This window comes from Desulfoconvexum algidum, from assembly GCF_055382125.1.
On the sequence record NZ_AP042394.1, the window covers coordinates 3,885,794 to 3,911,467 of the forward strand.

The 25,674-nt window shown below is 46.8% G+C and carries 23 protein-coding genes; 10 read left to right on the plus strand and 13 right to left on the minus strand.

The genetic code is table 11. From position 1 onward, the window contains the following. Positions 1-43: 43 nt before the first annotated feature. The 3 genes from dnaK to ACZ45G_RS17655 form a co-directional block, all read right to left on the minus strand. Entirely contained in the window at positions 44-1,912 is a 1,869-nt protein-coding gene (gene dnaK / locus ACZ45G_RS17645; RefSeq protein WP_464171800.1) for a molecular chaperone DnaK, read from the minus strand. A 184-nt stretch (positions 1,913-2,096) separates the two neighbouring features. Beyond that, a complete protein-coding gene (locus tag ACZ45G_RS17650; RefSeq protein WP_464171801.1) occupies positions 2,097-2,435 on the minus strand; it encodes a hypothetical protein in 339 nt (112 codons plus the stop codon). A gap of 18 nt (positions 2,436-2,453) precedes the next feature. Beyond that, positions 2,454-3,269: a 4Fe-4S binding protein gene (locus tag ACZ45G_RS17655; protein WP_464171802.1), complete on the minus strand. Its 816-nt coding sequence runs from the start codon at positions 3,267-3,269 to the stop codon at positions 2,454-2,456. 314 nt (positions 3,270-3,583) lie between these two features. On the opposite strand from ACZ45G_RS17655, the gene ACZ45G_RS17660 reads away from it, so the two are divergent. The 3 genes from ACZ45G_RS17660 (at position 3,584) to ACZ45G_RS17670 (ending at position 6,081) form a co-directional block, all read left to right on the plus strand. Further along, positions 3,584-4,249: a TetR/AcrR family transcriptional regulator gene (locus ACZ45G_RS17660; protein WP_464171803.1), complete on the plus strand. Its 666-nt coding sequence runs from the start codon at positions 3,584-3,586 to the stop codon at positions 4,247-4,249. Next, positions 4,246-5,262 (plus strand): membrane dipeptidase, encoded by a 1,017-nt coding sequence (locus ACZ45G_RS17665; RefSeq protein WP_464171804.1) that lies wholly within the window; start codon positions 4,246-4,248, stop codon positions 5,260-5,262. The genes ACZ45G_RS17660 and ACZ45G_RS17665 overlap by 4 nt, the downstream gene beginning before the upstream one ends. Before the next feature lie 264 nt (positions 5,263-5,526). Beyond that, entirely contained in the window at positions 5,527-6,081 is a 555-nt protein-coding gene (locus ACZ45G_RS17670) for a phosphoribosyltransferase (protein WP_464171805.1), read from the plus strand. Positions 6,082-6,159: 78 nt separating this feature from the next. Here ACZ45G_RS17670 and ACZ45G_RS17675 read toward each other — a convergent pair whose 3' ends face one another. The 9 genes from ACZ45G_RS17675 to ACZ45G_RS17715 all read right to left on the minus strand — a co-directional run bounded on the left by ACZ45G_RS17675 (position 6,160) and on the right by ACZ45G_RS17715 (position 16,110). Further along, complete coding sequence (locus ACZ45G_RS17675; protein WP_464171806.1) at positions 6,160-7,908, minus strand: ABC transporter substrate-binding protein; 1,749 nt, start codon at positions 7,906-7,908, stop codon at positions 6,160-6,162. A gap of 107 nt (positions 7,909-8,015) precedes the next feature. Beyond that, positions 8,016-8,294 (minus strand): DUF2160 domain-containing protein, encoded by a 279-nt coding sequence (locus ACZ45G_RS17680; RefSeq protein ID WP_464171807.1) that lies wholly within the window; start codon positions 8,292-8,294, stop codon positions 8,016-8,018. Between the two features lie 9 nt (positions 8,295-8,303). Next, positions 8,304-9,101, minus strand: a complete 798-nt coding sequence (locus tag ACZ45G_RS17685) for a carbohydrate ABC transporter permease (protein ID WP_464171808.1) — start codon at positions 9,099-9,101, stop codon at positions 8,304-8,306. Further along, positions 9,098-9,970, minus strand: coding sequence for a carbohydrate ABC transporter permease (locus ACZ45G_RS17690; RefSeq protein ID WP_464171809.1), 873 nt, complete (start codon positions 9,968-9,970; stop codon positions 9,098-9,100). The genes ACZ45G_RS17685 and ACZ45G_RS17690 overlap by 4 nt, the downstream gene beginning before the upstream one ends. A 17-nt stretch (positions 9,971-9,987) precedes the next feature. Further along, positions 9,988-11,073, minus strand: coding sequence for an ABC transporter ATP-binding protein (locus ACZ45G_RS17695; protein ID WP_464171810.1), 1,086 nt, complete (start codon positions 11,071-11,073; stop codon positions 9,988-9,990). Between the two features lie 13 nt (positions 11,074-11,086). After that, on the minus strand, positions 11,087-12,184 hold the full coding sequence (locus ACZ45G_RS17700) for an ABC transporter ATP-binding protein (RefSeq protein WP_464171811.1): 1,098 nt from the start codon (positions 12,182-12,184) through the stop codon (positions 11,087-11,089). 66 nt (positions 12,185-12,250) lie between these two features. Next, entirely contained in the window at positions 12,251-13,768 is a 1,518-nt protein-coding gene (glpK, locus tag ACZ45G_RS17705) for a glycerol kinase GlpK (protein WP_464171812.1), read from the minus strand. A gap of 97 nt (positions 13,769-13,865) precedes the next feature. Next, positions 13,866-14,348, minus strand: coding sequence for a universal stress protein (locus tag ACZ45G_RS17710; RefSeq protein WP_464171813.1), 483 nt, complete (start codon positions 14,346-14,348; stop codon positions 13,866-13,868). Positions 14,349-14,373: 25 nt separating this feature from the next. Further along, entirely contained in the window at positions 14,374-16,110 is a 1,737-nt protein-coding gene (locus ACZ45G_RS17715; protein WP_464171814.1) for a carbon starvation CstA family protein, read from the minus strand. Between the two features lie 357 nt (positions 16,111-16,467). On the opposite strand from ACZ45G_RS17715, the gene ACZ45G_RS17720 reads away from it, so the two are divergent. The 7 genes from ACZ45G_RS17720 to ACZ45G_RS17750 all read left to right on the plus strand — a co-directional run bounded on the left by ACZ45G_RS17720 (position 16,468) and on the right by ACZ45G_RS17750 (position 23,528). Then, positions 16,468-17,241: a LytR/AlgR family response regulator transcription factor gene (locus tag ACZ45G_RS17720; protein ID WP_464171815.1), complete on the plus strand. Its 774-nt coding sequence runs from the start codon at positions 16,468-16,470 to the stop codon at positions 17,239-17,241. A gap of 3 nt (positions 17,242-17,244) precedes the next feature. Beyond that, positions 17,245-18,951, plus strand: a complete 1,707-nt coding sequence (locus ACZ45G_RS17725; protein WP_464171816.1) for a LytS/YhcK type 5TM receptor domain-containing protein — start codon at positions 17,245-17,247, stop codon at positions 18,949-18,951. A 157-nt stretch (positions 18,952-19,108) separates the two neighbouring features. Then, positions 19,109-20,830, plus strand: a complete 1,722-nt coding sequence (locus ACZ45G_RS17730; RefSeq protein WP_464171817.1) for a carbon starvation CstA family protein — start codon at positions 19,109-19,111, stop codon at positions 20,828-20,830. Between the two features lie 85 nt (positions 20,831-20,915). Beyond that, positions 20,916-21,314 (plus strand): hypothetical protein, encoded by a 399-nt coding sequence (locus tag ACZ45G_RS17735; protein ID WP_464171818.1) that lies wholly within the window; start codon positions 20,916-20,918, stop codon positions 21,312-21,314. Then, positions 21,311-21,622: a DUF7990 family protein gene (locus ACZ45G_RS17740; protein ID WP_464171819.1), complete on the plus strand. Its 312-nt coding sequence runs from the start codon at positions 21,311-21,313 to the stop codon at positions 21,620-21,622. Before ACZ45G_RS17735 ends, ACZ45G_RS17740 begins: the two co-directional genes overlap by 4 nt. Before the next feature lie 9 nt (positions 21,623-21,631). After that, positions 21,632-22,549, plus strand: a complete 918-nt coding sequence (locus ACZ45G_RS17745; RefSeq protein ID WP_464171820.1) for an ArsA family ATPase — start codon at positions 21,632-21,634, stop codon at positions 22,547-22,549. Beyond that, positions 22,539-23,528: a sulfite exporter TauE/SafE family protein gene (locus ACZ45G_RS17750; RefSeq protein WP_464171821.1), complete on the plus strand. Its 990-nt coding sequence runs from the start codon at positions 22,539-22,541 to the stop codon at positions 23,526-23,528. Before ACZ45G_RS17745 ends, ACZ45G_RS17750 begins: the two co-directional genes overlap by 11 nt. Before the next feature lie 3 nt (positions 23,529-23,531). On the opposite strand, the gene pta is transcribed toward ACZ45G_RS17750, so the two are convergent. Beyond that, positions 23,532-25,640 (minus strand): phosphate acetyltransferase, encoded by a 2,109-nt coding sequence (gene pta / locus ACZ45G_RS17755; protein ID WP_464171822.1) that lies wholly within the window; start codon positions 25,638-25,640, stop codon positions 23,532-23,534. Positions 25,641-25,674 lie beyond the last annotated feature (34 nt).

Genomic DNA, 25,674 nt, shown 5'->3' on the forward strand with positions numbered 1-25,674 from the left:
CAGGCAATGTCTTTTTGCCTGCAATGGGTTTATGAAAGGACCCTTATGCAACTTCAGCAAACTCAGCATCCACAATATCATCTTCGGAAGCGGTTTTGCTGGCCGGACCCTGACCGGTTTCAGCGGTTTTCCCCAGAGCTGCCAGGGCATGGGTCAGATCCTGGCTTAATTTCTTTATTTCAGCCTGACCATTTGTCTCAATGGCCTGTTTCAGGTTAAGGATAACAGCTTCCACCTGTTTTTTTGAATCAGCGTCAATCCCGGCACCGGCCTCTCTGATCATTTTCTGTGCCCGGTAGATCAGCCCATCGGCATCATTGCGGGCCATGGCCCCTTCTCGTTTCTTTTGGTCTTCATCTGCATGGAGTTCAGCTTCCCTGACCAGGGTATCTATCTCCTGTTTGGAAAGACCCGATGATGTTGTGATCCTTATAGATTGCTCTTTCCCCGTTGCCTTGTCCTTTGCCGATACATTGACAATACCGTTTGCATCAATGTCAAAGGTCACCTCAATCTGGGGCACCCCCCTGGGAGCCGCGGCAATACCCGGCAGTTCAAACTGCCCTAGAGTCTTGTTGTCCTGGGACATTTCCCGTTCCCCCTGAAGTACATGGATGGAGACCGCCGGCTGGTTATCCACGGCCGTTGAAAAGGTTTCACTCTTCTGGGTGGGAATGGTGGTATTTTTTTCGATCAGCCGGGTCAAAACACCACCCATTGTCTCGATCCCCAGAGAAAGCGGCGTTACATCCAGCAACAGCACATCCTTAAGATCTCCTTTGAGAATTCCGCCCTGGACGGCGGCGCCAAGCGAGACCACTTCATCCGGGTTCACGCTTTTGTCCGGCTCTTGGCCAAATATTTTTTTGACCAAGCGTTGAACCGCCGGCATTCGGGTCATGCCGCCCACAAGGAGCACCCGACCGATACCAGAAAATGTCATTCCAGCATCCTTGACCGCTTCCCTGCAGGGCTTTTCTATCCGGTTGAGCAAATCCGCCACCAGACTTTCCAGTTTGGCCCGGGTGAGTTTAATATCCAGATGTTTGGGTCCGCTGGCATCGGCCGTAATAAACGGCAGGTTGACTTGAGTTTCCATGGCGGCGGACAATTCTGTCTTAGCTTTTTCACCTGCTTCCTTGAGTCGCTGCAATGCCATGGTGTCTTTTCTTAAATCAATGCCCTGATCCCGTTTAAATTCATCGGCCAGAAAATCCAGGATGCACAGGTCAAAATCTTCTCCGCCAAGATGGGTATCCCCGTTGGTGGACTTTACTTCAAAAATCCCATCCCCGATTTCAAGAATGGAGATATCAAAGGTGCCTCCGCCCAGATCAAAAACGGCAATCGTCTCTTCTTTGGTTTTATCCAGTCCATATGCCAGGGAGGCAGCGGTGGGTTCATTGATAATCCGCAGCACATTGAGGCCGGCAATTTTACCGGCATCTTTGGTTGCCTGACGCTGGCTGTCATCAAAATAGGCTGGCACAGTGATAACGGCATCGGTCACAGGTTCTCCCAGATAGGCCTCTGCTGTTTTTTTAATATCCGCCAAAATAAAAGAAGATATCTCAGCCGGGCTGTGAAAATTATTGTGCAGTTTAATTTTAACCCCGCCGTTGGTTGCTCGTTCTATCCTGTAGGGCAGGTTTGGCAGGTCCTTTTGTACTTGCGGGGCCTCATAATTTCGCCCGATCAATCGTTTCACCCCGAAAATTGTATTTTCGGCATTGGTGACCGCCTGCCTTTTGGCTATTTGACCTGCCAAGCGCTCTCCATTTTTGGCAACGGCAATGATGGAGGGAGTTGTCCTGCTTCCTTCCGGATTTGTAATGACAACGGGTTTGTCGTTCTCAAGTATAGACACACAAGAATTGGTTGTTCCCAAATCGATTCCAATAATTTTACTCATTTTTCTTCTCCTTGATCATTATGATGGGTATAACACTTTTTTCTGACAGGCAAAATGTATGACCAAAATAATGTATGTCAATAAAAATATATTACTTTTTACATGATAATCAAAAAGGTAATGAAAAATAAACTTGATTTAAGGTGTCGTTAAACAGCCCTCACTCCATTGTCCCCCCCCCCCTCTAATCCAGGTCTGATTCTATTTCATCAAAAATATCCTCCAGGGTGTACAGCAGCTTATCCGCCTGGGCAAGCTGCCGGTCACCAATGTTTCGTTCAATCTTTTTATGGGTGTTCCTGATCTTGTCCCCATGCCGGAGAAGGATTTCTCTGAGCGAAGTGCCATCAAAATGATACAAGAGAGACTCCAATTGTCCCGCCAATTCATAAAGAGACGGATTTTTGCTCGAAAGGCTCAAATCAGCCTGTCTTAAATATCGGGCCAGCTTTGGATAGGCCCCGTCCATCTCCCCTTCATAAAAGGGGCGAACGGTCACGGTCAACTGCATATATTTACTCATGGGACACCCGCCATATATTTACGTGTTAACAAGACCCAGATAGGTCTGGGGTTCTTTTCTCTGGGCACAATTTTCACTGAGCCATTTTGCCTTGTCCTTCATGGGCCCCTCTTTCATGATACGAGCTTGCTGGGGGCATGCTTTAATACAGGCACAACAAAATATACACCGCTCATCAATGGTTGAATAGTGGTCGGCTTCATCAATGGCCTCCTTGGGGCATGCCGCCACACAAATCCCGCAATCATCGCAGTCTTCAGTGACATCAATAAAGGCAAAGGCCCCATCGCCCATTCCCTCTTTGTAAGGAAAATTGCCCGGCACTTCAACACCCGAAACATCAGCTGGTGTTTCAAGACCTTCCAACACGCCTGCAATCTGCTGGCCAAATAAGAATGCCTTTTCAAGGTCCGCTTCATCCGGCCTGTTTGGGGCAATTAAAATTTCAGTGTCAGAAAAGGAATGTTCTCCGATAAAGGCACCGCCAGCCAGGACACCAAATCCGCTGTCAACGGCAATATTTTTCAGTTCCAAAAGGGCATCATCAAACTCACGATTTCCATATACCACCACGACAATGGCCAGAGAGCCCGATCCCTTGAGGGTTTTAAAATAAGCCGCCGCATCTTTTGCAACCCGCCCTGAATACACGGGTGCGCCGATGAGCACCACCTCATTGTTAAAGACCGGGGCAACCTGGTTACGAATGTCCGGCCGTGTAATATCAAAAATTTTGGGAGACTCCTGCCCAAGCCCCCTTGCGATCTCTTCGAGAACAATCCCGGTTGTGGAAGTGGGACTAAAATAAACCAATGACAGATTTTGGGTTTTCATTTTACGATTCCTCCTTGGATATCAATTAAGTCAGCTCATGATAAAAAATCACAAACGATCACATGTTTTTATTGATTACCAAAATACCATTGCAATGACAACATCCATCCGTGCAAAGCTTATTCTTTTCCACGAATATCAGGGGCAAACTTCCAAAGTGATGGCCCTGCAAAGCCCCCGGCAGTACAACCCCTTCAAACAACGAATTTAAGAGAATCAAGAAAAAGCTTGCAAAAGGTATAACAGCGTTATACTTTTTTAAAAAAATATAATGCTGTTATACAAGATGCCATTTTGACTGCTAAGGATATCAAATGACAACTGTTAAGAAGAAAAAACAGAGCCGGAATAGAAAAAAAATTCTAACCACTGCCCGCACCATTATCCTGAACCAGGGAATCGAAGCGCTTTCAGTGAGAAATCTTGCCGGCAAATCCAAACTGGCACTAAAAACCATTTACAACCTCTATGGCAACAAGGAAAATGTAATCATCGCTATTTTCGAGCAGGGGACCCGGGATATCGACAGGGCAACCATTGAGCTTCAAAATGATTTAAAAAACAACCCGTGGAAAACCGCTTATTACCAGGAATGGATTGATGCCATTGAACCCATATTTTTAAAAAACAAAGCACTGATGAAACCATCCATCATTGCCGGATTTTCTCTTAACTATCCTGGTTCAGACCAACTGGCTGCGCTGCACAACAAAAGGATTAAAAGAATTCAGGCGACACTGGAAATGGCTGCCAAAAAGAATTTGATCTGGAATGATCTTAACCTGTTTGTGTGCGCAAGGATTGCCTATCACAGCTATTTCAATGTTGTGCTGCAATGGGCCAGGGAAGAAATCGATGACAACGGATTGGTCGTAAATGGCCGGTATGCCCTGCATACCATTTTGTATACATTGATTAATGATCCGGTTCGCAGGGAAAACACATTAACCCTTCTTAGAAATCTAAAGGAAATAGAATGAATTTTGCTAAAAACATCCATAAAAATGCCTTAATTATCGATAACGCCTGTCCCATGGCCGTACTGGACCAGTTCCATGGCCATTTTATAAAAGGCGGCGTAACCGCTGTTGCGGCAACGGTCGGATACGGTATGGCCGATATTGGTACTCTTGACTTCACCATGAAAAACCTGGGCAAATGGTTTAACAAATTTCAGGACCCGGATAAAAATCTCGTCCATGTGACCTGCAAGGAGGATATCCATAAAGCCAAAAAAGAGGGAAAGCTTGGAATTATATTTCATTTTCAGGGAACCACTCCTTTTGAAGACGATATCAACACGGTTGAATTATTTTACCGGCTGGGAGTTCGTGTAGTCCAGCTGTGCTACAATGACAAGGATCTTGTCGGATGCGGATGTGCGGTTGAAAAGGACACGGGGCTGACCGAATTTGGCGGAAAGGTAATCAGCGAAATGAACCGGCTGGGAATAGTGATCGATTGCGCCCATACCGGATTTAGAACCACTCTGGATGCCATCTCAGCCTCAAAAAGCCCGGTGATCATTTCACACGGTAATGCAAAAGCTGTCTGCAACAATAACAGAAACTGCGAAGATGAATTGATAGCAGCCATTGCAAAAAACGGCGGCGTCATCGGAGTTAACGGCTTCCCCGGATTTGTTGCCCAAAAAATTTCACCGACCCTGGATGACCTTCTGGACCACGTGGACCATATGGTAAAGGTTGCCGGCCCTGAGCATGTCTGTGTGGGAATGGACTATTTTGAATACCAGGCTGGGGCTACAGACGATAACACAGCCGGTCTGGTTTACGATTTTCTCATTGATTCGGGATCATGGAATAAAAAAGAATACCCGGCACCGCCCTGGCATTATCCCAAGGGGATTGAAATGCCCGACACCTTTGAAAATCTGACGATAGGCCTGTACAATCGGGGGTATTCAGAAACTGAGATCACGGGGATCCTGGGAATAAACATCCTTCGGATATTCGATACAGTCTGGAAATAATTCAGGATTATGAATCCTCATCATAGCATTGGGCATACTCAGCCGCCATCCGGATTAGCGTGGGACTTGCCTTGACTTCTACATATGAAAATTATAGGTTCACCCTTAAGAACGTGTGCCCGGCCCGGCACACGAAAAAATATGCGGTGGACGAAAGGCCGCGGATGTTTGTGGTTAAAATCATTTGCGCTGCCGGAAAATCACGGCGTTTTAAAAATGCACTGTTATTAACAAGGCGCTCACTTTTAGAGTATGGAATACTATATGCAAAAAATCTATATCACTGCACAAGATCTGTTAGAAAGCTCTTTTAAACTGGCCCATGAAATTTATGAGGATGGCTTCCGTCCTCAGTTTATCGTTGGTATATGGAGAGGCGGAACCCCCATCGGTATTGCGGTACAAGAATATTTTGAATATAAAGGTGTCAGTACAGACCATATTTCAGTACGGACATCTTCTTATTACGGCATCAATCAACAGTCCAAAAACATTCGTGTTCATGGGTTGCACTATCTAATAGAAAACGCAAATTCAGGGGATGGGTTACTCATCGTTGACGATGTTTTTGATTCCGGGCGCAGTGTGGATGCCTTGATAAAAGAGATAAAAAAGCAATCCAGGTTAAATACACCTTCCGATATTCGTGTGGCGTGTACATGGTATAAACCGTCAATGGGTACAGTAGATATCAAACCCGATTACTATACGCACAAAAGTGATGAATGGCTTGTGTTTCCGCATGAACTTAACGGCTTGACCCAAAAAGAAATAGCCCAAGGAAAAACCGATCTTAAAAATATTTTATATCTGTTCTAATATTTTTTAAGGATTTGGCATCATGGCCCACAGGGCCATGATGCCAAATTAAAGGGTGCGTAAATCTATTTCACCCGTCTATTTTACCCGTCCTTCTTTCCAGGCCTGAATAAGCGTATCATAGTCAATGGTTTCCCCTTGGGGTTTTTCATTGGCAAGCTTGGCCTTGGGAGCACCGGGTTTGTTCAGCCAATAGGCTTCGTCCCTTTTTTTGTTTAAAAGCGGTCCCTTATCACCCTGGGCCCCGGACCGAGCAATCCGTTCCATGATCCGGTCCTGTTCTTTTGCAAGATTGTCCATGGCGGTGGATACTGTCACTTCTCCTGCAACAGCCTCACCAATATTTTGCCACCAGAGCTGGGCCAGTTTGGGATAATCTGGAACATTGGTTCCCGTAGGCGTCCAGGCAACACGGGCCGGGCTTCGATAAAATTCCACCAGACCACCAAGTTTGGGAGCCCGTTCGGTAAAGGACTTGTCCCGAATGTCGCTGTCCCGGAAGGGGGTCAGCCCCACATGGGTTTTTTTAAGGGAAGTGGTCTTGCAGGTACAAAATTGTGCAAACAGCCAGGCTGCTTTTCTACGTTCAATGGGGGTACTCTTGAGCAGGGTCCATGACCCACAATCCTGGTATCCAAGCTTCATGCCTTCTTCCCAATAGGGTCCGTGGGGAGAGGGCGCCATACGCCATTTAGGGGTTCCGTCTTCATTTACTACAGGCAAACCTTCCACAACAATGGAAGATACAAAGGAAGTGTACCAAAAAATCTGCTGGGCCACATTGCCCTTTGCAAGATAGGGCAGGGACTGGTAAAAATCCATGCCAAGGGCACCTGGAGGGGCATATTTTCTGAGCCATTCCATATATTTTCTCAGGGAATATTTGGCAGCAGGACCATTGGCTGCGCCTCCCCGACTGACACTGGAACCCACAGGGCGATTATTTTCATCCACCCGTATGCCCCATTCATCCACGGGTTTTCCATTGGGAATTCCCTTGTCACCGGCACCTGCCATGGAAAGCCAGGCATCGGTGAACCGCCACCCCAGATCCGGAGCTTTTTTCCCGTAATCCATGTGGCCGTAAATGGCGCGTCCGTCTATTTCACCCACCTGCTCACTGAAAAATTCAGCAATGTCTTCATAGGCAGACCAGTTCACCGGGACCCCCAGTTCATATCCATAGATTTTTTTAAACTGCGCCTTGAAATCCTCACGGGTAAACCAGTCATAGCGGAACCAGTAGAGATTGGCAAACTGCTGGTCGGGAAGCTGATACAATTTTCCGTCGGGTCCGGTGGTAAAAGATTTTCCCATGAAATCATCGATGTCCAGGGTGGGAAGGGTAACATCCTTTCCCTGACCTGCCATCCAGTCGGTGAGGTTAACCACATGACCGTATCGAGAATGGGTGCCGATGAGATCTGAATCATTAATATAGGCATCAAACACATTTTTGCCCGACTGCATCTGGATCTGGAGTTTCTCAATAACATCTCCTTCCTGGATCAGATCATGGGTGACCTTGATGCCGGTGATCTCTTCAAAGGCCTTGGCAAGCACCTTGGATTCATATTCATGGGTGGGAATGGTCTCGGAAACCACCTTGATTGCCATTCCCTTATAAGGGGCAGCCGCCTTTATGAACCACTCCATTTCCTTTATCTGCTGCTGTTTTGACAAGGTGGAGGGTTGAAACTCCGCATCAATCCAGCGTTTTGCAGCAGTAATATCTGCCCATGCCGAACCTAGGCAGAAGGTGAACAAAACCACAGAAACAATTACCGGAATCCATCTGGCCGGTATTTTCCCTAACCTTTTTTCCATTATATGATCTCCTATACAGGGCCTTGAATAAGGGGTGTCCTATGACGATTCCACTGGTGTGAAGGCCGTTAACACCCATGGAACCCCATTCTGATATCTATAAAATTTTATGCCCAGCGCATGACAAGTCCCATCCAAACCAGAGAAAAGGCAAATGCAATCCACAGGCTCAGACTGGTCAATCCCAGCCAGGCAAGATGAATGTATGCACTGCTTAAAAGACCGATAAAAAGCCGGTCCCCCCGGGTGGTTGCAATGGGCAGCAACCCTTTGCGTTTGATGCAGGGGGAAACCACCTGCCAGATGGTCATCGCTGTCAGCAGTAAGGCTATGGTAATAAAAAAAATTGTTGTGGGCATGGTCCATGCCATCCATTCCAGTGTCATTTGTTCCTCCTAAACTCTACCCATGGCAAAGCCCTTTGCCATGTGATTTCTAACAAACCAGATAACCAGGGCACCAGGGACGATGGTCAGAATACCGGCAGCGGAAAGCAACCCCCAATCAAGGCCCGAGGCGCTCACGGTGCGAGTCATGATAGCAGCAATGGGTTTTGCCGCCGTTGTGGTCAAGGTCCTGGCAAACAGCAGTTCCACCCAGGAAAACATGAAACAAAAAAATGCGGTTACCCCGACACCGGAGCGGATCAAGGGAATAAAAATCGTGATAAAAAACCTGGGAAAGGAATACCCATCAATATAGGCGGTCTCGTCGATTTCCTTGGAAACCCCAGACATGAATCCTTCCAGAATCCACACGGCCAGGGGCACATTAAACAGGCAATGGGCCAGGGCAACGGCCAGGTGTGTGTCGATGAGCCCTATGGTGGAATACAGCTGAAAAAAGGGAAGCAAAAAAACCGCAGCTGGCGCCATGCGATTGGTCAAAAGCCAGAAAAACATCTGACCGTCGCCGATGAACCGATACCGGGAAAAGGCATAGGCAGCCGGCAATGCCGTGACAAGAGAGATGGCCGTATTCATGGTCACATAGATCATCGAATTGATATACCCTGAATACCAGGAAGAATCCGAAAAAATCTTCATATAATTTTCAAAGGTCAGATGCCGGGGATAAAGGGAAAATACGCTGAGAATATCCGCGTTGGTCCGCAGGGACATGTTGAGCATCCAATAAATGGGCAGCATGAGCAGGACAAAATAACCTATCAAAAAAATGGTTCTTTTTTTCATTGGGCATCTCCTTTCCCCACATTTTGCAGTGCCTGGTAAAACAGCCAGCAAAACAGCAGGATAATAAAGAAATAAATCAGAGAAAATGCAGCGGCAGGTCCCAGATCAAACTGGCCCACGGCTACCTTGACAAGGTAGATGGATAAGAAGGTGGTGGTGTTGCCCGGTCCCCCTCCGGTGAGTACAAAGACTTCGGCATAGATGAGAAAGCTGTCCATGAATCTAAGCAGCAGTGCAATGGTCAACACCCCCCTCATTTTAGGCAATTGAATGTATTTAAAGACGGCCCAGCCAGAGGCCCCGTCAATGCGGGCGGCCTGGAAATAGGCCTCGGGAATGGCCCGAAGTCCGGCATAGGCCAGCAGTGCGACCAAGGGTGTCCAATGCCACACTTCCATGAGCATCACGGTGATCCAGGCATCCGTCGGGCTTGCCGTGTGATCAAAAGCAATCCCCAGGCTGTTGATCCCGGCACCGAACAACCCGATATCCGGGCGGGTAAAAATCATCCAGATGGTGCCGATGACATTCCAGGGGATGAGCAGGGGCAAGGCCAACAGCACCAGACTCAAGGAGGCACCCCACCCTTTTTTAGGCATGGCCAGGGCAATAATGACCCCCAGGGGCATCTCAATGAGCAGGACCAACCCTGAAAAAATAAACTGGCGTATCAGGGCCTCGTGAAGACGCTTGTCATGGAGCACCTCCACGAACCATTCTGTCCCGACATATACCCGCTGTCCCGGACCGAAAATATCCTGGAGAGAATAGTTCACCACGGTCATCAAGGGAATAATGGCGCTGAATGCCACAATGATAAACACCGGCAGTACCAGAAACCAGGCCTTATTGTCTTCCCACTTTTCCATAGGGTTTCCCCCTCCTTTTAGGTTAACAGCAGATCATTACTGAACAGTCGAATCCAGTCGATCGGAAATTTGAGCCATACTTCTTGCTGGGGGATGGGATGCCCTTCTGGAATCCTTGCACACAACAGATGATCCCCTAAAATAGCCGTTAAAATTTTGAAACTGCCCTGGTCATCCACGGATTTAATCCGGGCTCGAACCCCTTTATCCACAGCCGTGTCATGGACTTCAAGGTAAAGCGGACGGATACCCAGCTTCAGATCACCCTTGGCCTTTGCGGCCAGACCGGCTAAGTTTTCTCCCAGAAAAATGGCCGCATCTCCCACCCGGGCACTTTGAGCGTCCAGGGTAATGGGAAGAAAGTTCATACCGGGGCTGCCGATGAAATACCCCACAAAGGTATGACTCGGATTTTCAAACAACTCCTGGGGAGTTCCGATCTGGACAATTTGACCCTCATACATCACGATAACCTGATCCGCAAAGGTGAGCGCCTCCACCTGATCGTGGGTAACATAGACAAAGGTCAGCTTTAATTGTTCGTGTATTTCCTTGAGCTTGCACCGAAGCTCCCATTTAAGATTGGGATCGATCACGGTCAAGGGCTCATCAAAAAGAATGGCGGCAACATCCCTTCGAACTATCCCCCGTCCTAGAGAAATCTTTTGTTTAGCATCGGCGGCAAGCCCTGCTGCCCGTTTTGCCAAAAAGGGGGTAAGGTCCAGAATATCGGCCACCTCAGTCACCCTTGACCGTACATCGGCTTCGTTAAACCCCCGGTTCCGCAGGGGAAATGCCAGGTTGTTAAAAACCGACATGGTGTCATAAAGCACCGGAAACTGAAACACCTGGGCAATGTTGCGTTTTTCAGGCGCCAGGCCCGTCACGTCCTTGTCATCAAACAAAACCTGGCCCTGGCTGGGCGTAAGAAGTCCTGAAATCACATTAAGCAGGGTGGTTTTTCCACAGCCCGAAGGACCGAGCAGGGCATAGGCCCCCCCATCCTGCCACACATTGTGGATTCGCTTGAGTGCATAGTCTGTGGGTTTTTTTGGATTGACCCCATAGGCGTGGGCAATTTCTTTTAATTCAATCTTGGCCATAATTCTTCCTTTTTTAAAACGATTGTCCCATTCCCTTGGTGTCGGGTGCGAGCACCAAATCTCCAGACGAGGAAAAAACAAAAAAACTTTCAGGGTTAACGTATACCATTGCCTCGGACCCGATCCTGGCCGAACGAATCCCCACCTCCTGGACCACCAGTCGATCGCCGGAAAAATCAACATGGACAAAGGTTTCAGACCCGTTGATCTCGGCAAGCATCACCGTGGATTTTAATTGAATGTCCCCGCTGCTTTGAAATTCCAGGAAAAGATTGTTGGACCTGACTCCCAGAATATAATCTCCCGGAGTGAGTGCTGTCAGATGCCCTTTAAGCGGCACAACAAGACCTGATTTCAAGACAGCAGCCTTCCCATCCACCCGGCAGCCGAGGGTGTTGATGGGGGGGTCTGAAAATACCTCTGCCACCTTCATGGTTGAAGGGTTTCGGTATACCTGGGTTGTGTCTCCTGTCTGGAGAATTTGTCCCTGGTCCATTACAACTATTCTTCCCCCAAATTTCAAAGCCTCCCCGGGTTCTGTGGTGGTATAAACCACCATGGCATCCCGGTGGTTAAAAATCTCCTGGAGTTCTGTCTGCAGTTCTTCTCGCAATTTATAATCAAGGTTGACCAGGGGTTCGTCCAGCAGCAACAGGTTGGTATCCTTGACAAGGGCCCTGGCAATGGCAGTCCGCTGCTGTTGGCCACCGGAAAGTTGTGCCGGCAATTTGTCAAGCAGTTCGGTGAGGTGAAGGACTTTTGCCACCTCACCCACCCTTTTTTTTATTTTATCCCGGGGCATTCGCGCAACCTTCAAGGGAGAGGCAATATTATTAAAAATCGTAAACGAAGGATAATTAATGAATTGCTGGTATACCATGGCGATATTTCGTTTTCTCACCGGCACCCCTGTAATCTCCTTGCCGTCCAGAATAAGGGCCCCACTGGTGGGGCGGTCCAGTCCTGCCAGGATGCGCAAAAGCGAGGTTTTCCCGGCCAGGGTCCGGCCGAGCACAACGGTTTTGGACCCGGATTCAATGTCCAGATTAATATTAGACAGGTGAACCTCACCGTCCAGGGTCTTGTGGATGTTTTGAAGGGATAATCCCATTGTCTGTCTCCAAAAATTACTATTCCAAGGCATTCATTACTATTGTTAAGGGAAAACCAGGTGCGGTTATCCCGAATCCACCCAGCCCAGGGTTCGTTCCACCGCCTTTTCCCATCCGGCGCATACTTTACAGCGAACCTGTTCATCCATGTTGGGTTTCAAGATCGAATGAACCGCCCATTTTAATTTGAGTTCCCGGGTTCCTGACCAGAACCCCACGGCAAGGCCTGCTGCATAGGCCGCTCCTAGAGAGGTTGTCTCAGCCACCTTCGGGCGAATGACCGGAACATTCAAAAGATCTGCCTGAAATTGCATGAGAAGCGTGTTGTGAATCATCCCCCCATCCACCTTAAGTGTTGTCAGGGGAACACCGGAATCAAGATTCATGGCGTTCACAATGTCCCGGGTCTGGAAGGCGGTGGCCTCCAATACGGCCCGGGCGATATGGGACTTGTTGGCATACCGGGTCAGCCCGGCAATGATCCCCCTTGCATCCGGCCGCCAATAGGGGGCAAAGAGCCCTGAAAAAGCCGGGACACAATAAACATCCCCATTGTCAGCCACAAGGGAGGCCAAGGCCTCTATTTGAGACGCTGTTTCAATGAGCCCCAAATTATCTCTGACCCACTGAACAAGGGAACCGGCATTGGCAATGGACCCTTCAAGAGCATAAACCGGCAGCTCTTTTCCCAGCTGATACCCAAGGGTGGAAATGAGACCATGGGTCGACGCCATGGGAGCTGTGCCCGTATTTAAAAGAAGAAAGCAGCCGGTGCCATAGGTGTTTTTCGCCTCCCCCGGCTCAAAACAGGCCTGGCCGAACAAGGCCGCCTGCTGGTCACCCAGAGCGGCACACACCGGCACACAGGCCCCCATGGGCCCGTCAGCGGATGTGACGCCCCAAATCTCAGGGTCCGATGAAGGAACAATTCTGGGAAGCCCTGAATCCGGGATGCCCAAAATAGACAAAATCTCTGGGTCCCAGGACAAAGAATGAATGTCCATGAGCAGGGTACGGCTGGCATTGGTCACATCCGTGACATGGACACCGCCGTCGGGGCCTCCGGTAAGATTCCAGATTACCCAGGTCTCCATGGTTCCGAACAGGGCATCTCCCTTCTGAGCCGCTCGTTTTGCCGCGGGTACCTGGTCGAGTATCCATTTGATCTTTGGGCCTGAAAAATAAGTGGCAACGGGAAGTCCTGTGGTTTTTCTGAACCGGTCCTGCCCCCCGTCTCTGATGAGCTCCCGGCAGATATCATGGGTTCTTGCACACTGCCAGACCACTGCGTTATGAAAGGGGCGCCCTGTTTTTTTGTCCCACACCACAACGGTTTCCCTTTGGTTGGTCACTCCCAGGGCCTTGATGCGGCTCCCAGGGATTCCTGTTTTTTCAAGGGTGTTCTGGATGACCTCCCGGGTGTTGTCCCAGATCTCCATGGGATCATGTTCCACCCAGCCAGGTTTCGCAAAAATCTGTCGATGTTCCTTCTGGTCAAAATCGACAATGTTCCCGTCATGATCAAAAATAATGAACCGGGTACTTGTGGTTCCCTGATCAACAGCGCCTATATATTCTATCATTGAAATCCTCCTCAACAGTCGGCCATGAAAAAAGCCCATGACATGATACCGCCGAAACAACCACGGTATTTTTTATAACTCATGCTATTTTTTCTTATCACTTTCTTTTAAATTTTTTACGATCTCTGGCACTGACAACCGGAACCGGAGAATGCCGGAACACCTTTTCAGCAGAACTGCCAAACAAAAATCGCGCAAGATTTCCCCGGCCTTTGTTGGCCATCACTACCAGATCAATATCTTGAGTTTCAATTGTTTTCAAAATCTGATCTGCAGGAATCCCCACATCAACTTTAAACTCCAGATTTAATTGCTCTGAGGGAAAATGTTCCCTTATCAATTCATTTAGCCATTCCAGCCTGCCTTCTTTGAGTTCCCGGGTTTCTTTCTCGTCAAGAACTGGGGTCTGGGCGTACATGCTGACCGTTGACATTGAATAATAATTGCTCTCATTAATAACATTATACACCAGGATCTTTGTGTCTGAGGCCTTTGCCAGTTCAACCGCATATTCCAATACCATCAGCGAGTATTCTGAAAAATCAATGCAGGCCATAATTTTATGTATTTTTTTATCCATCTCACCACTCCATATATAGGTTTATTTATGAATAATCAGATTCCAGATCTTTGTCAGGCTTCATGGTGAAAAATTTCAAAAATCCCTCCATGGTGATCCAAATCGCCAGGGCAAGGGTCAACCCGTTTACTACGGAAAGCAGCATATGATTGCTGGCCCCAAAAAGGGTTTGATTCAACACCAGTGCCCAGATGGTCATAACCATCATGAATACCGCAGGAATACCGGCAACAACCCATTTATACCCCCCCTTGGATTTCAAATAGAGGGTAATAATGATGAGGGCAAGGCCTGCCAGGGTCTGATTAACAGCACCAAACAAGGGCCAGAGCTTTAAAGCCCCTTTCCCGCCGGCACCGGTTGCAAAGGCCAGGGCCAAGGCACTTGCAACAGCAATAAAAGTGGCCGTATACTTACCCGTGAGAAAATTTAATTTAAACCCCCCAAAAAGCTCTGCAACAATATACCGCTGGATCCGTGTGGCGGTATCCAGGGTGGTCCCGGCAAAGGAGGCCACAAAAACCCCCATGATTGCAACGGCAGCGCTTTCAGGCAATCCAGTGGCCGTAATCATATTGGCAGCCCCGTTTACAAAAGCAGCAATTTTGGACCCCAGGCCGGCAGCAGCGGCCCAGGAAGAATAATGGGTGGTCCAGGCAGCTACCCCCATGAGGGTTTCACCGGATTTGGTCACATATCCCATACCGATTCCGGCAGAGACGGCAATGATCACCAATGTGGCAAGGGCACCTTCCATGAGCATGGAGCCATATCCCACAAACAAAGAATCGTCTTCGGCCCGAACCTGTTTGGAAGAGGTGCCAGAAGAGACCAAAGAATGGAACCCTGAAATAGCCCCGCAGGCAATGGTAATAAACAAAAAGGGCCACATGGGCGGTGCGTCGGCAGGATTCATCTGAACAGCCGGTGCCACTATATTAAGATTCCCGCCAAAGGCGGAAAAAATCACGCCCAAAACCAACAGGGCCATGGCAATCAGCAATTGATGGGAGTTGATAAAATCCCGGGGTTGGAGCAAGGTGGTCACTGGAAGTGTGGAGGCAATAAAAGCATAGATCAACAAAATAATCGTCCAGACACCCGTGGCCGGTATACCTGCAATCATGGGCATTTCAAAAGGAATATAAACGCCTATAAAGACCGTGGCATACATGACCACCACGGCAATAATAGACCAGGTCATAACACTCTTGCCCTGTTTATAAACGGCATGACCAAGATAAACGGCAATGGCAACCTCACACCAGACCGGGAATACTGATGCCGGATACATGGCAAAGACCACGGCAATGACCAGGCCAAAAACAGCAATCACAATCCAGAGCTCTAAAAACACGATCAAAAAAAACAGGAACCGGGTCCTATTGTTCACATATTTGGAGGTATATTCGGCAATGGATTTGCCCTGATTTCTCATGGAGATGATCAACGCACCAAAATCGTGCACCGCCCCCATGAAAATACTGCCGAAAAATACCCAGATGAGGGCCGGCACCCATCCCCATATAATGGCCACGGCAGGACCGACAATGGGTCCTGTTCCGGCAATGGAGGTAAAATGATGCCCGAAAATAACTTCTTTTTTGGTCGGCACATAATCCACCCCATCTTCCATACTAACAGCAGGTGCACTATTTGCCTGGGATAGCTTGAAAATTTTCTGCCCGATAAATTTTCCATAGAGATTATACATCAGTATATAACCAATAAACGCAACAATCATGATGATTAACGCACTCATTTAACTTCCCTCCTTAAATTTGATGTGTAAAAAAATAAACCCAATCAAACCACTGTGTTAATCGATACATCAGCAATTGCCATGCCATTTTATTTTAAAAGAAGGAAAGGCTTCGCCGTCAGGCGAACACACCATTTTAAACTTAAAAAAAAATCAATATTCATCCAACACCCTGAACAAAAATCTAGCACCTTGGAAAAAAAGCTGACACCGCTTACAAAAAATTATTTACATGCATCCGCCCTCGGGCTTTCATTGGATTCTCTTGACAAAAAGCGTCTTCCTATCATATTGATACAATTTTTAATTATATAAAACTCGATTTGTTTGTAACGGCCTGACAAAGGTATCATTTTTATGAAAATAAACTGTATTCTGATCGATGATGAACAGCCGGCAAGAGAAGAGCTTGCTTACCTGCTCTCAAAATATAGCGAAATTGAAATAATCGCTCAGGAGAGTTCTGCATCCAGGGCCGTAAAATCCATAAAATTGCACACCCCTGATTTTATTTTTCTTGATATCCAAATGCCCGGCAAAAGCGGGTTTGATGTTGTCACGCAAATAAGAGACATGACAAATCCACCGCTTATTATTTTTATTACCGCATACGACCAGTATGCAGTGGATGCATTTGAAAAAAATGCCGTTGATTACATCATGAAGCCTTTTTCCCAGAGCCGTCTTGAAAAAAGTTTAAACAGGGTAAAAAAGATACTTTACCAGACAAAGAAAAATCTGATTCAAAAAGAACTCACACATTTAATTGAAAAAACAGCGGGTATAAAAAAAGCAAAACGGATTTCCGTTGAGCACAAGGGAAGAATCCTTCTTTTAGATTCTGGTGATATTGTTTTTTGCCGTTACCACGACAAAAAAATTTTTATTCATACACAAATAAAAAATTATACACTTTACGGAATCAATACCCTGGATAACCTTGAACAGCATCTGGATTCTGGTGCTTTTTTCAGAAGCCACCGCAATACCGTCCTGAATTTGGATTATATCAAAGAATTCAGCCCCTGGTTTCATGGAAAATACAGCCTCGTCATGCGAGACAGCGAACAAACCGAGCTTGTCGTAACCCGGGACAGGGTAAAGATGTTCAGACATCTCCTGGGAATATAGACATTGCTGGATACCATATTAATATTAAATCTGGTCAAACATGCCGGTTTTATTGTTGCAGCCGCCTTCATTCTTCTAGCAATTTATCCGGTTCAAAGGTTTGGGACAAAAAACAAATCCTACCTGAACAAAATTTTCCTGATGTGTTTTTTTGGTTTTTTTGGCATTCTGGGAACCTATAGCGGCAACCAAATTTTTGATTCCTTTGCCAATCTTCGCGCCATGTCCATCATTACCGCAGGGCTCTATGGTGGGCCGCTTGTGGGTTCAGGCGCAGGCCTGATTGCAGGACTGCACCGCATTATTATTGATCCATGGGGGTTTAGCACACTCCCCTGTGCCCTGGCAACCCTCTTTGAAGGCGTCTTTGCAGGCTTTTTATCCCTGAAATTTGGGCGATTTAACCGGGACTGGGAGATTGCTGCGGTCATTTGTTTTATCGGGGAAGGCATTCATATGGGCATGGTGCTTACCATGAGCCGCCCCTATTCAGACGCGGTGGCGCTGGTGAGAATCATTGCAGTACCCATGATGTTTATAAATCCCATAGGTGCGGCCCTGTTTATCCATTTGATAAAGGTCTTGTTCGAGCGAAGAGAAGAAATGGAATCCATTCAGGCCCAGAATGTCCTGACAATTGCAACACAAACGGTTGGCCATTTTCGGGCCGGACTGAATATGGCATCTGCTAAAAAAACGGCAGAAATCATTTATAGCCGACTATCAGTGGCAGCAGTTGCCATTACAGACAATCATATTGTTCTTGCCCATGTCGGCGCCGGGGATGATCATCATCTTGCCGGGGAAAAAATACGTACCGTGGCCACCCGTAATGTGCTTTTAAGTGGCAGTTCAATTTTCCACACCAGTCAAAAACACATTGGCTGCAATGTTTCAACCTGTCCTTTCAACTCGGCCATTATTGTTCCCCTTAAAAAAAAGAAACATATTATCGGCACCTTAAAATTATACGGGTCAAAGGACATTGCCCTGGACAAGATAAAATTAAAAATCGCCCAGGGCCTGACAGAGTTATTTTCTAACCAATTCGAACTAGAAGATATCCAGACAAAGGAAAGCCTTTTGACCCGTACCAAAATAAGGCATCTACAAGCCCAGATAAATCCTCATTTTCTGTTTAATTCCTTGAACACCATTGCCTGCTTTTGCAGGACAAACCCTCAAAAAGCCAGGGACCTGATACTTGACCTGTCCTCCTACATGAGAAAAAATTTAGATTCCAGCCGTGGCTTTGTTAATCTCGCAGATGAACTCAAACAAATCAAATCCTATCTGGCCATTGAAAAAGCACGGTTTGGAGACCGCATTAATGTCACCATTGATGTGAAAAAAGGGTGTGAATCCTGGCCGATCCCCCCTCTGATTATCCAGCCCCTGGTGGAAAATTCCATAAAACATGGAATCTTAAGCAATGAAGATGGCGGCAAGGTTGAAATTAAAATTTTTAAGAAGAACAACATGCTTGAAGTGTCCATTACAGATGATGGTGCCGGTATGCTGCCAGAGCAGATAAACGCGGTCTTCCTCATAAAGGATATGGAATCTCAGAAAGAAGGGGTCGGGCTGATCAATACAAATCTGAGGCTGGAACAAATTTATGGCCCCCAGCACAGGCTCACCATAAAAAGTGATCCGGGAAAAGGGACGTTTATCGCTTTCAAAATCCCAAAGATTTCATTTAAAACCTGAGGTTTGGTTCATTTCAATCCGCCACAAATACAGTTCAGACCCATAAAACACCCCTCCACTCCAATAGCCTTGTTGTACAAAAAACTTTCTTGATAAAAAAGGACAATTTGTTTTCGTTTTATTACTTTTAATTTTTTATCATATAAGGAGACGATACATGAGTGCATTGATTATCATGGTAGTCGCGTTTATCGGTTATATTTTAATGTATAACCTGTATGGCAAATTTATCGGACAGAAAATTTTCAAATTATCCAAGGCCGCAACGGTTCCCGCTGTGGGAATGGAAGATGGTGTGGATTATGTGCCGACCAAAAAAGAAATTATTTTTGGTCACCATTTTACCTCCATTGCCGGAACCGGCCCCATTGTGGGACCGGCTGTCGCCATTATCTGGGGATGGGTTCCCGCACTCATCTGGGTGTTTTTCGGCAGTATTTTCATGGGGGCGGTGCATGATTTCGGCGCCTTGATTATTTCCATGAGAAACCAGGGCAAATCCATTGCCGATTATACCGCCAAATACGTGAACAGCCGCACCCGGTTTTTCTTTTTCCTCATTGTATTTTTAGAGCTCTGGATTGTGATCGCTATTTTCGGACTGGTCATTGCCGTTGTGTTTGCCATGTATCCGGCATCGGTATTCCCGGTCTGGTGTGAGGTTGCCATTGCGGTTTACCTGGGCCATGCCATTTACAAACAGGGCAAGAGTGTCATGACCTGGTCCATTATTGCCGTGGTGGCCATGTATGCCACGGTTTTCATCGGTGTCTATATCCCCATTGAAATGCCTAGTATTGCAGGCATTCCCGCAACCGGTGTCTGGACCATTATTCTGTTGATCTATGCATTTATCGCCTCCACCCTCCCGGTTACCACCTTGCTTCAGCCCAGGGATTTTATCAACTCCCACCAGCTGCTGATTGCCATGGGATTGTTGATTTTAGGGGTTATTTTTTCTGCCTTTGGCGGAAATCTTCATATTGTGGCACCAGCGGTTCAGATGAATCCTGTCGATGCACCGCCCATGTGGCCCTTTTTGTTTATTACCATTGCCTGCGGCGCTATTTCAGGATTTCACTCCCTGGTTTCTTCGGGGACCTCTTCCAAACAGGTCAGAGGCGAAGACGATTCTTTGTTTGTAGGATATGGTTCCATGCTCATGGAAGGCGCTTTGGCAACATTGGTCATCATTGCCGTGTCTGCCGGAATTGGCATGGGATATGTGACCAAATCAGGTGAAACACTCATGGGTGTTGCTGCCTGGACCACCCATTATTCTTCCTGGGCGGCCGCAGCAGGGCTCGGATCCAAAATTGCAGCCTTTGTAAACGGTGCGGCCAATATGATTACGGCCACAGGAATTCCCAACAGCGCAGCTGTTGCAATCATGGGGGTTTTCGTAGCTTCCTTTGCCGGCACCACCCTGGACACGGCCACCCGTATTCAGCGGTATATTGTATCTGAACTTTTCTCTGAATTTAAAATGGATTTTCTCACCGGCAAATATGTGGCCACCTTCATTGCCGTTGCAACAGCACTGGCCTTGGCCTTTGCAACCGGTGCCGGCGGAAAGGGTGCGCTAAAACTCTGGCCTCTGTTTGGTGCGGTCAATCAAACCCTAGCGGGCCTTGCGTTGATCATCATTGCGGTGTATCTTAAAACCAAGGGCGGTTATAAATGGTTGGTTGCTGGTATTCCCGCAGTATTCATGATATTGATGACCATATGGGCGCTTGTGCTGAATCAGACCAAATTTGGTGCCAGCCATAATATGCTGCTCCAGGTGGTAAACGCCATTACATTGCTCCTGGCGATCTGGATTGCCGTGGAGGGATTTATAAAAATTGTGAGCATTAAATCTGAAACACAGGAATAAATTAAAGGTTTATGGGGAGAGTCTTTTCTCCCCATAAACCCTCCGAGTTGATATGCAAAAAATACTGAACAAACAATACTGGAGGATGATTATTCCGGCAGGTTGCCTTTTCCTGATTTTCGGACTGGCAAGACAATTAAATCTAATTCATGCAGGTCAGTTTGCCATACCAGGTGTCCTGCATGCAGCTGTGTTTGTTTTGTCTGCAATCACGGCCATTGCCGGCCCCCTTTTTTTGAGAACCCTGTTTGCCCATTCCATGAGAAACGAGACCGAGGCAACTGCCCAAAAATTTCTGGTGTTTCAAAAAACTAATTTATGGATTTCTCAAATGACACCCTATTTGGCTTTTATTGCAGTTTTCTGTGATTTTCCCAGATTTTATGGGGGTGCCATTGTATTGATGGCCCTGTATGCGGTATATTATTTTTTTCCGTCTGAAAAACGGATCTCTTTTGACCAAAAAATATTCAGGGTAAAATGAAAAAATCCAAAACCCAATTTCTTTCTCTTCTGGAACGGGTGAAAAACCGTCTTGTCGATTATTGGCAGATAGCCGATGAAGTGGCCAGAAGCAAAGCCGTCGGCACCATAGAAGCTGAGTTGGAGGAATTGGAATATATCTTTGCCTTGCTGGTGCAGGGCACCTTCATTGGAATGCCATCTCCACCGGTACAGATCTGCATGGACCTTCTTCCCATGATGGAAAAAGATTTGATTTTATTGCTTGAACGGGTGGACACGGCCAATGAACCCTTGTCCAGACTATTTTCTGTATTCGATATATCCTAGGGGAAACACATGGCCAAACTTCAAACATTATTTTTTTTAGGCAAGGGGGGTACCGGAAAATCCACTGCCTCTGCACTGTTGTCTCTTGTGCTGATGGAGCAGGGGAAAAAAGTGCTTCTGGCCTCCTTTGATGATGCCCACAACCAGTCTGATATTTTTGAGACGCGGTTTTCCGATAAAGCCTGCACACTTGAGCCCTGCCTTGAAGTTCTCCAAATTGACCGGAACAAAGAGATCAAGCGATATTTAAAAAAAACAGCCCAGAACGTTAAAAGCAGTTATGCATACCTGACAGCCTTTAATCTGGATAATTATTTTGACATTTTAAAATTTTCTCCCGGTATGGAGGAATATGCCCTGGTGACAGCCTTCATGGGCCTTCAAACCAAATATAAAAATTATGATTATTTGATCATTGATATGCCGCCCACGGCCCTGTCATTAAGATTTTTTAACCTGCCGACCCTGTCATTGACCTGGATTGATCAGCTTGAAAAATTACGTCTGGATATTTACGAGCGAAAACAAATTGTGTCGAGAATTAAATTTGCAGGCAAAGAATTTGAGCGGGATAAAGTGTTGTCCAGAATCCGGGAAATCAAATCCGATTACCTGATTCTCAAAGATATTTTTGAAGACCCACAAAAATCAACCTTATTGGCTGTTTTTAACAGGGATGTGCTGTCGGTGGCGGAAACACGCCGTATCATTGAACAGCTCAATTCTTTGAATATCCATCTAAAGGGAGTGATTTGCAATGACAGAATGGAAGAAGGCGTCAATGGAAAACAGATTCAAAATGAATTTTCACCCCTTCCGGTTCAAAAAATTCCATATTGTGCTTCTTCCTTGATCGGAATGGATGCGTTAAAACAGCACATCGATTCTTGTCATGTAACCTTTGATGTGATTTTAAATGAGAACTAACCGTCTTCCCTATTTTTTACTTTTCATCGTTTCTGTCGTGTGGATACTCTTTTTTCCCTATTTTCAACAAGACTTTCTCACACAATTTTATTATATGCCCTTTCTTGGAGTAATTGCTGCCACAGTTGCCAACACAACACCTGCTGCTGCCGGCATCGTTTATTTTCCCATATTGACCCGGTTGGAAATAGATCCGACCACCGCCGTTCAATTCAGTCTGATCATTCAGGCATATGGGATGGGGCTTGGAACTTTCAGATGGTTTCTTACCAGCAAAAAACTGTTTATTAAAAATGTATTGCCCGTCTGTCTGCTGGGGGGTACTGCCGGTATCACCATCAGTATTGTCTTCCTTCCCATTGACAATCCGGAATTATTGACCTTGATATTCAACTGCATTGCCTTTGCGTGCACCCAAATTATTTTTTTCTCAATTCTTTTCAAGCGAAAATATCCGAAATTACATATTGATTTGACCATTGGCAACACCACAATTCTGCTGGTCTTTTCTTTTATAGGCGGCCTTCTTTCAGGTTGGATCGGATTCGGTATTGATACAATGTTTTACTTTATTTTGACGGTCATTTTTAAAATCAATCCTGCCGCTTCTATCGTTACCAGTATTTCTCTTATGGCAGCCCTGTCTGCGGTAGGGACATTGCTAAATTTTTTTTTTCACGAGGTACCGCTTTCTTTATGGTATTCTGCTGTCCCCGGCGTCACCATCGCCGGCCTGTTTCTGGCGGCATACTTTGCTGTTAAAATCGGGGCCAAAAATGTACTGATACTGTTTACTTTTTTTTTAAGTGTCGACTTTTTAATGGGGTTATGGACACAAAATTCCATACCCATGAGCCAAACGATCCGAATGATTATAACCTATAGCCTTATTGTCTATTTACTGTTTATCCATATAAAAATATTCAAACAAAGTTACAATGAAATTTATTCAGATCTGGGTGAATTTAAATCCGGATGATCTTTACAATAAACATTTGCCTGCCTGGGCCTGTATGGCCGTAATCACAACCGTATTGACAATGTCCGGAATGGTGCATCCCCGACTTAAGTCATTGATGGGTTTGTTCAGGCCCTGAAGTATGGGGCCGATGGCTACTGATTTTTCCGAAGCCCGCTGAACCGCCTTGTAGGTATTATTTCCCGTGTTCAGATCCGGAAAAATAAACACCGTGGCCCTGCCGGCCACTTTAGAGTCGGGCAGTTTTGTCTTGGCCACAGAAGGATCAATGGCGGCATCGTACTGGATGGGACCTTCAAGCAGTAAAGATGGGTCCATTTCTTTGGCAATTTTGGTTGCCTTGATCACCTTATCCACATCCACGCCGGTTCCTGAAGCGCCGGTGGCATAGGAAAGCATGGCAACCCGTGGCTCAATACCGAAAACCAGGGCCGTTTTTGCCGAAGTAATGGCAATTTCAGCCAATTGTTCGGCCGTCGGATTCGGGTTCACCGCACAGTCACCGAACACCAGCACCCGGTCCTTGAGACACATGAGAAATACCGAGGACACAATGGCGGCCCCGGGACGTGTCTTTATGATCTGAAATCCCGGTAAAATGGTGTGGGCCGTGGTGTTGATGGAACCCGATACCAGACCGTCGGCATCCCCCTTGTGTACCATCATGGTCCCGAAATAGATGGGGTCCATCATGGTATCCCTTGCCATGTCCATGGTAACCCCTTTTGTCTTTCTCAGCTCGTAAAAGGTTGCAGCATAATCTTCTAAAAGATGGCTATTCTCCGGCTGTATGATCTTTGCCCCGGAAAGATGCAGCCCCAGTTCCTGGATTTTCTGATGGATGGATTCCTTTTTTCCCAGCAGGGTGATGTCGCAAACCGAACGGCGCAGCAAAATATCAGCAGCGCGCAGGATTCTTTCCCCGATGCCTTCGGGTAAAACAATATGCTGCCGGTTCTTCTTTGCCGTTTCAATGAGGCCATACTCAAACATCTGGGGGGTAATCTTGAGAGATTTTCTCGCGGCCAGTTTCTTTCTGAACTCTTGCGTATCCACATGGGCCTCAAAGGTGCCAAGGGCCAAGGCGATCCTTTTGGGATTTTCAGGGGAAATTCTGCCGTGAAGTACGTTCAATGCCAGGGCCGTCGAATCGATGGCCTCTCCTGTCTGAATAATAGGCAAAAGCCCCCCTTTCCACCCTTCAATCAGCCGCATAATCGTATCGGGCATCCGTATCCCCCCGGTGATCAGGATACCTGAAATATCGGGATAGGAGGCGGAATAACGGGAGGCAAGGCTGGTCAAAACGATGCTCGACCGATCCCCTGGGCTCACCACCAGGCTGTCCTTTTTGATATGGTTGAGAAGATTGGGGGCCAGCATGGCGGCAACAATGTAGTCTGAAACCTGATTGTCCATGGCTTCCCTGCCATATAAAATTTTGGCATCAAAATGTTTTTGAACATCCCGAAGAGTGGGTCGGCTCAGGCTATAAAGTTCCGGAATCGCGTAGGCCAGGCAATCCGATCGGTGAATAGCCTGTTTAAGGGTTGTCTCCAACGCCTCCCGGCAAAGGGGATCCACACGATTGACAATGATCCCCAAAACGTCTACCCCTTTATGTTCAAGGCTTTCGATGGACAGTTGGTTGGAGCTGACCACCTCATCAATTCCTTTGTGAAAACCGTTTGAAACCACAATGGCCGGACTGCCGAGGACAGCCATTATGTCCGCATTGATATCAAATTCAAAGGCTTCATTGCCCGCCGCAAAATCGGTCCCCTCGCAGAGAACAAATCTGCATTTTTCCTCAAGCTGCTTGTACTTTTTGAGAATGGTTTCCATCATTTCAGACTGCCTGCCGGAATTGATCATCTGTTTTGCCTCTTCCATGGTAAAGGCATAGGTCTCCTCATACCGAAGGCCGATATAAAAATAGGACAGCACCAGATCAATATCGTGATCTTTGCCGTTTTTTTTAGGCGGGTTTATGATGGGCCTGAAAAAACCGACGATACGGATATCTTTCAACAGGAGCTGCATAATCCCAAGAACAATCAATGATTTTCCGCTCTTGGTCTCTGTGGGTGCTATGTATAGACTTTTTGCCATCTCTCTTTTTATCCTCCTAAAAATACCGGGACTA